The sequence below is a fragment of the Pararhizobium sp. DWP1-1-3 genome (genome assembly GCF_049896125.1).
Classification (GTDB): domain Bacteria; phylum Pseudomonadota; class Alphaproteobacteria; order Rhizobiales; family Rhizobiaceae; genus Pararhizobium.
In genome coordinates, this window is record NZ_JAFCTR010000001.1 from 49,526 (window position 1) to 61,875 (window position 12,350).

At 58.5% G+C, this 12,350-nt stretch carries 10 protein-coding genes; 8 read left to right on the top strand and 2 right to left on the bottom strand.

The window, feature by feature from the left end; translation table 11 throughout:
• The first annotated feature begins 89 nt into the window (after positions 1-89).
• The 7 genes from ACP7BS_RS00215 to ACP7BS_RS00245 all read left to right on the top strand — a co-directional run bounded on the left by ACP7BS_RS00215 (position 90) and on the right by ACP7BS_RS00245 (position 8,196).
• A complete protein-coding gene (locus tag ACP7BS_RS00215) occupies positions 90-1,238 on the top strand; it encodes a hypothetical protein (protein ID WP_426122298.1) in 1,149 nt (382 codons plus the stop codon).
• 3 nt (positions 1,239-1,241) lie between these two features.
• Positions 1,242-3,158, top strand: coding sequence for an AAA family ATPase (locus tag ACP7BS_RS00220; protein ID WP_426235170.1), 1,917 nt, complete (start codon positions 1,242-1,244; stop codon positions 3,156-3,158).
• A gap of 83 nt (positions 3,159-3,241) precedes the next feature.
• A complete protein-coding gene (locus ACP7BS_RS00225) occupies positions 3,242-3,475 on the top strand; it encodes a type II toxin-antitoxin system RelE family toxin (RefSeq protein WP_426236419.1) in 234 nt (77 codons plus the stop codon).
• A complete protein-coding gene (locus ACP7BS_RS00230) occupies positions 3,472-3,888 on the top strand; it encodes a helix-turn-helix domain-containing protein (RefSeq protein WP_426122304.1) in 417 nt (138 codons plus the stop codon). Before ACP7BS_RS00225 ends, ACP7BS_RS00230 begins: the two co-directional genes overlap by 4 nt.
• A 24-nt stretch (positions 3,889-3,912) precedes the next feature.
• The gene (locus ACP7BS_RS00235; protein ID WP_426235172.1) at positions 3,913-5,214 is read left to right on the top strand and encodes a DUF6638 family protein; all 1,302 of its coding nucleotides are present in this window, start codon (positions 3,913-3,915) and stop codon (positions 5,212-5,214) included.
• Positions 5,207-6,334, top strand: a complete 1,128-nt coding sequence (locus tag ACP7BS_RS00240) for a DUF2333 family protein (protein WP_426235174.1) — start codon at positions 5,207-5,209, stop codon at positions 6,332-6,334. Before ACP7BS_RS00235 ends, ACP7BS_RS00240 begins: the two co-directional genes overlap by 8 nt.
• 182 nt (positions 6,335-6,516) lie before the next feature.
• On the top strand, positions 6,517-8,196 hold the full coding sequence (locus tag ACP7BS_RS00245; RefSeq protein ID WP_426235176.1) for a formate--tetrahydrofolate ligase: 1,680 nt from the start codon (positions 6,517-6,519) through the stop codon (positions 8,194-8,196).
• A gap of 46 nt (positions 8,197-8,242) precedes the next feature.
• On the opposite strand, the gene ACP7BS_RS00250 is transcribed toward ACP7BS_RS00245, so the two are convergent.
• Together ACP7BS_RS00250 and ACP7BS_RS00255 are read right to left on the bottom strand one after the other, a co-directional pair.
• Positions 8,243-8,752 (bottom strand): DUF1993 domain-containing protein, encoded by a 510-nt coding sequence (locus ACP7BS_RS00250; RefSeq protein ID WP_426235178.1) that lies wholly within the window; start codon positions 8,750-8,752, stop codon positions 8,243-8,245.
• A 120-nt stretch (positions 8,753-8,872) separates the two neighbouring features.
• The gene (locus tag ACP7BS_RS00255; protein WP_426235180.1) at positions 8,873-9,742 is read right to left on the bottom strand and encodes an extensin family protein; all 870 of its coding nucleotides are present in this window, start codon (positions 9,740-9,742) and stop codon (positions 8,873-8,875) included.
• Between the two features lie 305 nt (positions 9,743-10,047).
• Between ACP7BS_RS00255 and ACP7BS_RS00260 the strand changes: the two genes are divergently transcribed.
• The gene (locus tag ACP7BS_RS00260; RefSeq protein WP_426235182.1) at positions 10,048-12,285 is read left to right on the top strand and encodes a TonB-dependent hemoglobin/transferrin/lactoferrin family receptor; all 2,238 of its coding nucleotides are present in this window, start codon (positions 10,048-10,050) and stop codon (positions 12,283-12,285) included.
• The last annotated feature ends 65 nt before the right edge of the window (positions 12,286-12,350 follow it).

The following is a 12,350-nucleotide window of genomic DNA, read 5'->3' on the forward strand; positions in this document are numbered from 1 at the left end:
TGGGAAAAAGAACAATCTCCCCCCTTGTGGGGGAGATGTCACGTAGTGACAGAGGGGGGCAGGCGTCCTCATATTCCGGGTAATCCATCATGAACGCCGCATCCGAAGGGGCCGTCGGCCAGTACTTTGCCTCGATCCGGGCCGCACTTGGTGGTTTGGAAATCTTCTTGGGTGATCGCAACTCGCCGCTCTACCGCGATACGGTGGTGGGCGAGGTCGTCATTCCCTACCTGTCACGGTTGAAGGCGTCGTTTTCCTGCTGGGAAAACCGCATCGGCTTTATCGAGCAGTTCCGCATCTCGCGGGCCGAAAGTGGTTTTCCGGTGTTCCAGAATGTGCTGGAGCTGGAAAATGACCGGCAATCGGCGGAAAAGCGGCTGGCCGGAATTCCGGTGGCCGATGCGCTGCGTCAGGAAATGGCCGACTTCATCCTGCGCCAGAAGACATTTCCAGCTGAATTGCAGTCGCGCATGGCCGAACGGCTCTATCTCGAACAGATCGGCAAGGGTGATATTTTTTCGCCCTTCATCATGCCCGAGACCATTCGCGTTGGTGTGAACCCCAAGACCCAGCGGCCGTATTACGTTGTCTGCTGGGGCGCCTTCGATGGCGCAAGCACCTTGCCGATGGTCTATATGTCTGTCATCGAGGATTCGTCGGAAAAGATCGTCAAGCTTCTGGTGACGCCGGACGGCAAGCTCAATCCCGACACGGATATACCGCTGCCGATCGGCGGGCTGCTCAATCCCGATCTCGCCAGCCGTTTCGACGATTTCGCCCTTAAGAACAGCGCCTATTCGCTGACGCCGGTGACGATCGCCACCAATCTCGACAAGGATTTCGAGGAACTGCATCCCAAGCAGGTGCGGCGTATCGTGCTCGGACCGTTCTATTCGGCCGGGATTACCGAGAACAATGCCAAGATCAACGATATCCTCTCCAAGGTCCGCAAGGCGGAAAACGCCTGGCTGTTGACCTGGACGGTGCAGGAGGTGTTCTCCAAGGCTGAGCGGCCGGCCCAGCGCGGCTTCTTTTCTTCGACACCGGCCTCGGAAGAATTCCATATCGACACCGACAATCTCGAGGCGACCCGCATGGGTGTGAGCTCGTACGAGAAGCACGCGCTGGTGCCGCACGACGCCTATCAGGCGCTCTATGCCGCCGGCGACGCAGCAACAATCTTCGGCGATTACAAGGTGCACGTGATTTCCGGAAACCAGGTTATCAGCGAGGTCTAGACAATGTCATTGAACGCGGGCTTGACGACGCTGCACGAAGACGACATCGCCAAGCATCAGGCGGTAGCACAGGGGCTGGTCACCCGGCTGATTATTCTTGAGGCGGATGATCCTTCCGCAGGCACGGCTTTGGCCGGAACCGGGCGCCGCTTTGTCTCCACCGTTTCGACCGGCGGTCAGCGCCGCACGCGTGAAGTGGAGCTGATGAAGACCATTCAATCGATCCGCGCTGCAGATCCGCTGTTTTCGCCAGCCCAGCACGCTCTGCTCTACCGCTCCCGCCGGGGCATTCAGGTGGCGCTGGCGGTTGCCGATGTTTTTGCGCGTCAGACCAGTCTGGAAAGCCTGCAGTCGCGCAATGCGACAGCGCCGCTGTCGGGCGAGGACGCAAGCCAGTTCAAGGCGCTTCTGTCGGCATCGGCTTACATCGCCGCTTTCACCTTCGCGGCCTATATCGGCGCGACACTTGCTGGCGAAGGCGAACCGGTGGAAGACGGAACGGAGCCGGATTTCCTGTTCGATACGCCACAGGACGCATTGAAAGGCATGGTCTCGGCGCTCGACAAGACCATTGCCGGGGCGCCCGATGACAGCGCCTTGACCAGTCGCGCCCGCGCTTTTGCGCGGCTTGCCATCGAAGGTTTGATCGGCCGCAAGACACGCTTCACCGGACTTGCCAGCTTTGAGAACGTGCATATCCGCATCGATCAGGACGATTTTACGCTGAACGGTTTCGACGTGGCGCCCGGCGCCAAGCGCAAGCCGTTGGTGATGACCTTCAAGAAACCCGAAGAGATCATCGGCAACCACATCGCCAAGTATCAGGCGCTCAAACTTGCCAAGATGCTGATGGCCTATGATTTCGACCGGCAGATGAACCCGTTCGTCGAGCTTGGCGGCTTTCTCTTCACCTTTATCGGCGACGGCATGCCGGGCACCGGCAAGACCATCCTCATCCAGATGCTGGCCGGTCTGCTCAACGACTATTGTGAGATCGCCGGCTACGCCTTCCACTACGAGAATTTCGGCGTCGACCAGATTTCCTCCTACCAGGGGAAATCCGGCCAGAACTGCAAGGCGTTCGTCAACAATGTCATCAATCCGCGCGCTATCGGTTTCGGTACGATCGACGATGTCGATCAGGTCGCTGCCAAGCGCTCAGATGATCGTGCATCGGCGGGACAGCACGAAGTGACGGCGGTGCTGATGGAGAGCTTTGCCGGTGCCTCGACGGTGATCCGCGGCAACTGCACCTTCGGCATGTTCTCCAACTATCCGGAAAATGTCGATGATGCGCTGCGCCAGCGTGCCGGCGCCCGCTGGCTGGTCGATGGGCCGCAGTCGGAAGGGGATTATATCGATATCTTCGCCATGCTGGTCGGCAAGAACCACAAGATCCCGCTGGGAGAACACCAGCTGTTTGCCGGTCAGGAGATCAAAAAAGCCGTTTCGCAATCCTATGCCGAACACGCCCGGCCGAAGGAAGAGGGGCTGCTGGCCGTCTGGGAACGGCACGAGAAGGAAGAGGGCAAGATCGAGACGGTGGCCGATGTCGGCTCCTATCTGCACATGATCAAGGAAGCGGAGCCGCGCTTCACCGGCCGGGCGATCAAGAACATCACCGATGCGGTCAAGATGCGGGCTATGGACGTGGACCTTCCCGACGACTGGTTTGCGACGCCGGAAGCTTTTATGCACAAGGCCTATGACGAAAAGAAAGCCATGATCGAGACCCTGCGCGGGCCGATCACGCTCGATATGGTCATGCAGGAGATCAACCGCTACGCCGACAGCGAGTTCCGCTACACCGACAAATCCGACGATGCAGCCGTCACCGACATCATCCGCCGCGAACGCCAGCGGGAGAAGGCGATCCGCGAGATCGAGGCGATGAAGGCCGATGGGCGTTGGCAGGGGTAAAAGTTAGCTATTGGCGAATTTTCTTGTCTGTACGTGGTCTCTCGGATTAGGATGGCGATGCGTATCATAATGACAAGCAGGCCATTAAGGCCCTGACGCGCATGCCCGCAACGGACGCAAAACGGATACGGCAGAAGGTGCAGCAATATGCCGAAAACCCGGCATCGCTCGCCAACAATGTCAAGAAGTTGCGAGGTGTCGATTATTATCGTCTTCAGGTCGGTGACTGGCGGGTGATTTTCACGGAGGGCGGATTGGTCATCGATGTCATCAAGATCGCGGGTCGCGGAGACGTCTACAAGGGGTTGGAGCCATGAATACTCCCGTTTCTTTCACAACACCGAATGGCGAGGAGCTGGTTGTTCTTAGCCGTAACGATTATGAGCTGCTGCTCAGGCAATCAGAACTTGCCGACGATCTTGAAGATTTGCTGGCGGTCAAGGCCTACGAGGCCAGGCTGGCTGCTGGAGAAGAGGACCGTATCCCTGCAGAATTCGTTGATCGTTTGATCGACGGGGAAAACCCGGTAAGGGTCTGGCGGGAGGTTCGTGGGCTCTCGGCCAAGGATTTGGCGGCTGCAGCGGGTATCAGCGCGGCCTATATCTCTGAGATTGAGACGGGGAAAAAGGAGGGCAGTATTTCCGTGCTGAAGGCAATCTCCAGGGTCCTTCGCATCGACCTCGACGATCTGGTCTGGTCCCGAGACGAAGCACAGCCTAACGATGGCTGATCAACGGGAAGCCGCAGAAAACGCATGAAACTCCTCCTCGAAGCCGAACTGATCTATGGACGCCTGCTCGAGATTTCCGAGCCGCATCTGATTGCGCGTTACAACAAGGCGCTGCAGGGTTTTGGCCTGCGCCCGACGGCGCTGCCGTCCTTCCAGATCGACATGACCGGGTTTTCGCCGGAAATCGCCGACGAGCTTGGCGACCGCGACTATCTCGATCCCAACCGCGTCAACCGCCGCTTCATCATCATGACGCCGGATCAGGAAGAACTGCCGGTGGTTCATACCAGCTTTTCCAACACCGCCGGCTTGATGCACGAGTTTTTCGGCGCCAACAGGCGTGCGATCAATGCGGTGACGATCAAGGATGCCCTTTACGGCGAAATCGAGGATTCCGTGTCAGTCGTCAACGATATCGACGACCTTTTGTCGATCAACGAAGTGCGGTTTCGCGTTTTGTCGGCCGAAGACATGCTCGGCAAGGCGGCCGAACTGCGCTCGCTCGTCGACCGATTGAAAACGGTGCCGACAGCCTGGGCCGACGATGCGCTGCTCAACCGGATGGTCGAGCTCGCAAAAGTCACCGGCGATATCCGCGAGAACGCCTTGGTGCCGGACAAGCTGGTGTTTCGCCATGATGCCTTCTGGGCCAATCATTTCGGTGGCGTCTATGTCTTTCTGGATGAAAAGACCACGACTGTGATCTGCGATCCCTCGGTGCCGGGCTTCAGGCGTTCGAGACCTTGGCAGGTCGGCTATATCAGCCTGTCCGACCATCAGCGCATCTATGACTTTCTCGCTTCGACCAACCGGCTGCAATTGCCGCAGGCGTCCTGGGTGCAGGATAGCGGCCTCTATCAGCACCGCGCCGACATGGCCCTGCGTGGCCTGGTCAATCAGGCGGATCCGACGGCGGATATCAATGCGATCGATGCGATCTGGCTGCAGACCTGGATACACCGCAATTCGGCGCTGCTATCCTCAGACGGCACCTATCCGTTCCTGCAGACGATGTTGCGTACAGTTTTGGCGTCGGGCAGCATCAAGATGCAGGATGTTGCTCCGGAAAACCGCTTTCTGCTGGTGCGAGCCGCACCAAATCATCCAGACCAATGGCTCACAAACCGGCTGATCTCGCAACTTTGCCCGAGCGATTTTGTCTCCCGCTTCGTCTTTGACAAGCAGGGGTTTTATGCGGCCTATGAACATTACAGCGAAAAGTTCAGGGAATATGTTGTGGCGACACTGACCAGCACATATCTCAGGGACAAGGTGGCGTTCCGAAAACGCCTTTATGGCCTCAAGGAGGATAATACGAATGCTTGATCCGATCGTTGCGTTTTTTCAGCGTGTGTTTGCAGCGATCGGCCGGGGCATTGGCCTGGTGGTGTCCTGGATACTCTTTCCGTTCATGCTCGTTGCCAACTGGTACAGAGGGCGCGCCTGGATCATCAAGGGCCCGATTGGCCTTGGTCTGCTGCTGCTCGTCGCGCTCTATGGCTATTTCATCTGGCAGACCCAGGTCTGGACCAATTTCGATCCGGACTATCCAAACCGGTATAATCTTGCCGAGCGCAAGAATGACGCCGGCCTGCCTGTCAAGGCCGCTGCCGGCCAGACGGCGCCGGTCAATGCCTGCGAGCGTTCCGCCATCGTCGATGTCACTGCCGACCTGATCAACTACAACGTCAACCAGAACTCCTGGATCTCGTCGATGGTGCTCTACAAGGCCGGCCTGTTCGGCATGGATTGGGACCGCACGCCATGGCTCGACAACAAGGCGTCGTTCCAGCGCGGCGTCAATGAAGCGGTGCGCCGCACAACAGTCGAGCTGGTCGATTCTCTGGTGCGCATGCGTGGCACGTCGGGCATCAATCCGCAGCTGCAGAGCGTGCGCAGCAAGATGCAATACGAGGAAACCAATTGGTATTTCGGCCTGTCGCCCTTCGGCTTTCTGACCCCGACGCCGACGCAATATCGCGCCGCCATGGCAGACCTTCGCTCGTTCAACGATCAGCTGGCCACGTGTGCTGCCACCTTCGATGCCCGCGCCGACAATTTCCTGGAATTCATGGACCGCGTTTCAAGCTCGATCGGCAGCACGTCGGCGATGCTGCGCGAGCGTTCGGAAAACTACGATGGCGGCTGGTTCGATACACGTGCGGATGACCGGTTCTGGTTCGCCTACGGCCAGCTCTACGGCTATTATGGCATCCTGTCGGCAACCGGCGCAGACTTTGACGGGGTCATCAACCAGCGCGGCCTGGCGCCGATCTGGAATGAAAGCATCAAGCAGATGCGCGCTGCCCTGCGCATCCAGCCGCTGATCATTTCCAATGGCCAGGAAGATGGCTGGATCATGCCGACGCATCTGGCAACACTCGGCTTCTACGTTCTCAGGGTTCGCTCGAACCTTGTCGAAATGCGTGACATCCTGGCGCGCTAAGCCTTTTTTCCATCATGGAGACGGGAGAACGCTGTTCTTCCGTCTTTTTCTTTGGTTTTTCAGAAAATCATCGAATTTCTAAGTTTCCCGGCGTCATTTCCCAACAAAATGATGGAAAGCGTCTTCGCTTCACGCTCATATGCCCTCAGACCAAGAAAAAGGTGGAACGGGAGAGACACCATATGGCCGACGTGAAGTCCGATATCGAAATTGCCCGCGCAGCGACGAAAAAACCGATCCTCGAGATCGGCGCCAAGCTTGGAATTCCAGCCGAACATCTGCTTCCCTACGGTCATGACAAGGCAAAGATCAGCGCCGAATTCATCGCCCAGCAGAAAGGCCGTCCAGACGGACGGTTGATCCTGGTGACGGCGATCAATCCGACGCCGGCCGGCGAGGGCAAGACGACCACCACGGTCGGCCTTGGCGACGGGCTCAACCGCATCGGCAAGAAGGCGGTGGTCTGCATCCGCGAAGCGTCGCTCGGACCCTGTTTCGGTGTCAAAGGAGGAGCAGCCGGCGGCGGTTATGCGCAGGTCGTGCCGATGGAAGACATCAACCTACATTTCACCGGCGATTTCCACGCCATCACCTCTGCCCACAATCTCCTGTCGGCGCTGATCGACAATCACATCTATTGGGGCAACGAGCAGAATATCGATATCCGCCGTGTCGCCTGGCGCCGGGTGATGGACATGAACGACCGTGGCCTTCGCCATATCGTCGGTTCGCTCGGCGGCGTTGCCAACGGCTTTCCGCGGGAAACCGGGTTTGACATCACCGTCGCTTCGGAAGTGATGGCGATCCTGTGTCTCGCCACCGATCTGAAGGATCTGGAAACACGCCTCGGCGACATCATCATCGCCTACCGGCGCGACAAGACGCCGGTGTTCGCCCGCGACATCAAGGCGGATGGGGCGATGACCGTGCTGCTCAAGGATGCGATGCAGCCGAATATCGTCCAGACGCTGGAGAACAACCCGGCCTTCGTGCATGGCGGCCCGTTCGCCAACATTGCCCATGGCTGCAATTCGGTGGTGGCGACGACGACGGCGCTAAAACTTGCCGATTACGTCGTCACCGAAGCCGGCTTCGGCGCCGATCTCGGGGCGGAAAAATTCTTCGACATCAAGTGCCGCAAGGCGGGGCTGAAGCCCGATGCGGCGGTGCTGGTAGCGACAGCCCGGGCGATGAAAATGAATGGCGGCGTCAAGAAAGAGGATCTTGGCCAGGAGAATGTCGAGGCGGTCAAGAAGGGCTGCTCCAATCTCGGCCGCCATATCCAGAACGTCAAGAAATTCGGCGTACCCGTGGTGGTGGCGATCAACCATTTCACGCTGGATACGGAAGCCGAGATCAAGGCGATCAAGGATTACGTCGCCACGCTCGGCACTGAAGCGATCCTGTGCAAGCATTGGGCGGAAGGCTCCGCCGGCATCGAGGATCTCGCCCGCAAGGTCGTCGCGCTGGCGGAGAACGGCCGCTCGCAGTTCTCGCCGCTGTACCCCGACGATATGCCGCTGTTCAAGAAGATCGAGACGATCGCCAAGGACATCTATCACGCCGACGCCGTCATCGCCGACAAGTCGGTACGCGAGCAGTTGCACACATGGGAAAAGCAGGGCTACGGCCACCTGCCGATCTGCATGGCCAAGACCCAGTACTCGTTTTCGACCGACCCGAACCTGCGCGGTGCCCCGACCGGCCACACCGTGCCGGTGCGCGAGGTCCGGCTATCGGCTGGCGCCGGCTTCATCGTCGTCATCACCGGCGAGATCATGACCATGCCGGGTCTGCCACGGGTGCCGTCGTCGGAGAAGATCTTCCTCAACGCGGACGGGTTTATCGAGGGGCTTTTCTAGCGGGATATCCGCATGATTGTCGAGATCCTGCGGGCGTTCCGGACCCTTAGCCGTAGGGGCCGAGGAAGTCGATCTTGCCAACGGCCACGCCCTGGTTGCGCAGGATGTCGTGTGCCGTTGTGACGTGGAAGAAGAAATTCGGCAGGGCAAATTTCAGCACATAGTCATCGCCGGCAAAGGTGAAACTCAGCTTGCCGAAGGTGATGGTAATCTCCCTGGTATCGCTGTCGTCCAGATCGGATGGCTTGACCGTCTCCAGATAGGCGATCGTCCTGGCGATACGCTCGCGCAGGTCGGCAAACGTCTTTTCATCATCGGGAAAACTGGGTGCAGCGACGCCCGTCAGCCGGCCGATGGTATTTTTCGACGTATCGCTGACCCGCTGGATCTGGGCGGACAGGGGCAGCATGTCCGGGGCGAGCCGGGCGTTGAACAGGTCGTCAAGCGGGATCTTCTTCTGCGCGGCGTGAGACTCTGCCTTGTCGAGCAGACCGGCGAGCACGTTGAGGCCGCGAATAAAGACGGGAACCGACAGTTTGAACATGGAGACGGGCATAGAAAAATCCTTTGAGCGGAAGCCGTGAGTGGCCCGGATGTCCTGAGCAGATGGGACGTGGCCGAGCCTGGGGCAAGATGCTGCAGATAGTTTTCTGCGGCCATGTCGTCATCAGAGTCGCTATCGGCAGTAACGGTACCCACCCTTGCGCTCGATCACGTCGAAATGCAGATGGTTTTCGTGGGCTTCGTCGCTGCCGGGATCGAGCACGGTTTCGAAATACAGGCAGCCGGTCGCCGTTACGGCACGCTGGAAAGCCCCGGCCAATGTCGAATCCTCGTCGCGCGGCTGGATCTCGATCGATTTTCCGTTCTTGAAGGTGAAGGAAGCGATGTCGATGGCGTTGCCGCGCGCGTGCTCGGAAATCTTTCCGGTCTTGGCGTTGTTGCGCAGGCGGCAGATATAGCTGGATGCCTGGTTGATGGTGGTGAGCTCTCCCTCGCTTTCGAGCGCAACCTTGGCTGCGGGCAGAACCGCATCCTTGGTCCATCGCGCCAGTTCCAACGCCGTTTCGCACCGCATCTTGCCCTCAGGCTTCAAGGCGATCCCGGGCAGTACGGTCGACAGCGTCAACGGTTTGTCGATGCCGCAACCCTTGCCGTCGTCGATCCGCGGCTCTTCCTTGAAGATGGCGCCGATGGCCTTCAGGTCGGCAAGGCAAGCTGAATGTTCCTTCTCGTCTTCGGGCTCGATGGTCAGCACGGGCTCTGGTTCCGGCGCCGGTTGAACCGTCGCGGGCTTTGGGTCCACAGGGTTTTCCTCACCGGCTGGCGCCTTCTCGTCTTTCTTTGCTTGCAGCTTTTCCTCCGGTTTGACCGCTGGTATTACCTCGGGTTTCACGTCTGGTTTTTCCTGCGGGGTTGCAACCTTCGCACCCTGGTCGGGTTCAGCCGTGACCGGCTTGCTCTCCGGAACGGGAGCGTTTTCAGGAAGGCCGGCGCCCGCCAAAAGGAGGATCGACAGGAGGGAGGCGAGGAATCGAAGAGGCATGGATGGTCTCCGGTTCTGCCGGAGGCGGCAGGGGTTCGAATTCACAACGCATTTGAACAGGAAAGGGTTGCATTTAAAGCCGCAGGGTGCCGGATCGTTGCCAATTCGAAACACTTGCAGTGAGGAAGTCATAATCTGACAAAAGTAAGACAATTATTTGTTGACAATAAGGGTCATGTTTTTTAACCGATGCATATAAGCAGTCTTCGCGGCTGCTCCCAAATGCTTCAAAGCCAGTACCCAGCCAGCCCGTTGAGCAGAATGCCTCATTAGCCAGCCCGGTGACATTATCAAAGGATTGATCCATGATTACCCGGCATCACTGCGCGGCTCTTTTGGCATGCGTGGCGTTTTCTTCCGCTCTTCTTCCGGCACATATTTCCTTCGCGCAAGACGCAGTTGCCACGACGGCTGCCGAGACGGACGCGGGGACGACCACGCTGAAAAAGATCGTGGTCAAGGGTCCCCGTAGCACGACGACCGCGCCGGTGGGCAGTATCGCAGACACGCCTTTGGCGACCGAAATCGATGAAAAGACCATTGAGGAGAAGCAGGTTACGGACCTGGATGATCTCGGCCGCAGCGTCGATCCGGGCATCAATGCCTCGCGCGCCGATGCCGGTATCAACCTGCGCGGTCTTTCCGGTCCGCGCATTGTGACGGTGATTGACGGCATCCCAATTCCTTATCTCTCCAACAGCGCACGCCAGGGCGCCTTCGCGACCATCAACGCTAACGGCGGCGGCGATACATTTGATTTCTCATCTCTGTCAGCGCTCGACGTGGTCCGTGGCGCGGATTCGAGCCGGGGTGGTTCGGGCATGCTGGGTGGCGCCATTGTGCTGCGGACACTGGAGCCTGAAGACCTTATCGGCGAAGACCGCGATTGGGGTGGGATCGTCAAGTCTGTCTACGACAGCGAAGACGAAAGCCTTTCCGGTTCTATTGCCGGAGCGAAGAAGTTCGGCAACACTTCCGTTCTGTTCCAGGGTGGTTATCGCAAGGGCCATGAGCGTGACAACCGGGGAACTGTCGATAGCTACGGCAATACCCGTACCGAACCAAATCCGGCCGATTTCGATCAGAGCAACTTGCTTTTCAAGGTACGTCAGCAACTCGAAGGCGGCCACCGCATCGGCCTGACGGCAGAAAATTTCCGGCGTGATGCTGATTTCGATCAGAGGACGGAGCAGGGGGCTCCCCGTGTGTATGCCATCGGTAACTACAACAGTTTTGAAGACCGTTCGCGCAAGCGCGTTTCGCTCGATTATGATTACGAGGCATTGTCATCCGACGAAGCCTTCCGCGTTGCGCGTGCTACGCTTTACTGGCAGGAGCTGGAGCGGTCGTCCGGCTCGAATGGCCGCACGACGGCGAATGTCGCCTACGGCCGCGACAATTCGATCAGCAACAAGACCTTTGGCTTTAGCGGCAGTGCTACCAAAGAGTTCGAATATGGCGGTTTCGATCATTCCGTGACCGTTGGTCTGGATGCGGCCCGTTCCAAATGGAACCAGTATACCTGGGCCCTGTGCACGACGACTTGCCCGTCTTTGAACAATCAGTCTGAAATCCCGAATGTGACCAGCACAACTGTCGGTGCTACCATCGAGGATCGTATTTCGATGGGCGAGAGCGCCTTCGCGCTTACACCTGGGCTGCGCTTCGACTGGTTCGACTATGATTCGTCGGCTGGTGGTGGCTTCCAAAACAACTCTGGCGCTGTTTTATTCGGTGCGCCGAAGGATCGTGATGGAGCGCGTATCTCACCGAAGCTGCTCGCCACATATGATGTGACACCTGAAGTCGAGCTGTTCGTCCAATGGTCGATGGCCTACCGTGCTCCGACCGTCGACGAGCTCTACGCCCGCTTCTACAACCCCGGTGGCCGCTATGCCCAGCTTGGAAACCCCAACCTGAAGCCGGAAACCGGCAACGGGATCGAGATTGGTACAAACTTCGACACCGGTGGTCTGACAGGGCGCGTTGCTGCATTCCACAACACCTATGACAACTTCATCGATACCGTCACGACCACCAATCCCGCGACAGGGATCATGGAGTTCAGCTACACCAACGTCCGCAGTGTCAGGATCTCCGGTATCGAGGCCAGTGCGGTTAAGACCTTCGACAATGGCTTCAATATTCACGGTTCGCTGGCCTATGCCTATGGCAAGAACGGGGACACCGACAAGCGTCTGCGTTCGGTCGCACCTTTCAAGGCGATCATCGGTGCTGGCTACAGCCAGGATACGTTCGGGGTCGATCTTTCGATGACGGCCTCTTCCGCGATGCCGGATGACCGAGTTGCCTCGACCTTCGACGCGCCGGGCTATGGTGTCGTCGATTTCACAGGATGGTGGACGCCGGAGGAAGTTTCTGGCCTTCGTGTTCAGGCTGGTGTCTACAACATCTTCGACAAGAAGTACTTCAACGCACTGGGTGTCCGCGATGTCAATCTGGCATCCGCAGCCTCGCAGCCGCGCGATTTCTATTCCGAGCCGGGCCGGACCTTCAAGGTCTCGCTGACGCAGCGTTTCTAACTTTAGGTTCAACCCAAACCGTACTTTCCGGGAGCGGCCCATCAAGGCCGCTCCCTTTTCCGTGG

What these genes read in the sequence shown, in the direction of transcription:
- ACP7BS_RS00215 (WP_426122298.1), top strand. Translation starts at nt 90, where the DNA reads ATGAACGCCGCATCCGAAGGGGCCGTCGGCCAGTACTTTGCCTCGATC.
- ACP7BS_RS00220 (WP_426235170.1), top strand. Translation starts at nt 1,242, where the DNA reads ATGTCATTGAACGCGGGCTTGACGACGCTGCACGAAGACGACATCGCC.
- ACP7BS_RS00230 (WP_426122304.1), top strand. Translation starts at nt 3,472, where the DNA reads ATGAATACTCCCGTTTCTTTCACAACACCGAATGGCGAGGAGCTGGTT.
- ACP7BS_RS00235 (WP_426235172.1), top strand. Translation starts at nt 3,913, where the DNA reads ATGAAACTCCTCCTCGAAGCCGAACTGATCTATGGACGCCTGCTCGAG.
- ACP7BS_RS00240 (WP_426235174.1), top strand. Translation starts at nt 5,207, where the DNA reads ATGCTTGATCCGATCGTTGCGTTTTTTCAGCGTGTGTTTGCAGCGATC.
- ACP7BS_RS00245 (WP_426235176.1), top strand. Translation starts at nt 6,517, where the DNA reads ATGGCCGACGTGAAGTCCGATATCGAAATTGCCCGCGCAGCGACGAAA.
- ACP7BS_RS00250 (WP_426235178.1), bottom strand. Translation starts at nt 8,752, where the DNA reads ATGCCCGTCTCCATGTTCAAACTGTCGGTTCCCGTCTTTATTCGCGGC.
- ACP7BS_RS00255 (WP_426235180.1), bottom strand. Translation starts at nt 9,742, where the DNA reads ATGCCTCTTCGATTCCTCGCCTCCCTCCTGTCGATCCTCCTTTTGGCG.
- ACP7BS_RS00260 (WP_426235182.1), top strand. Translation starts at nt 10,048, where the DNA reads ATGATTACCCGGCATCACTGCGCGGCTCTTTTGGCATGCGTGGCGTTT.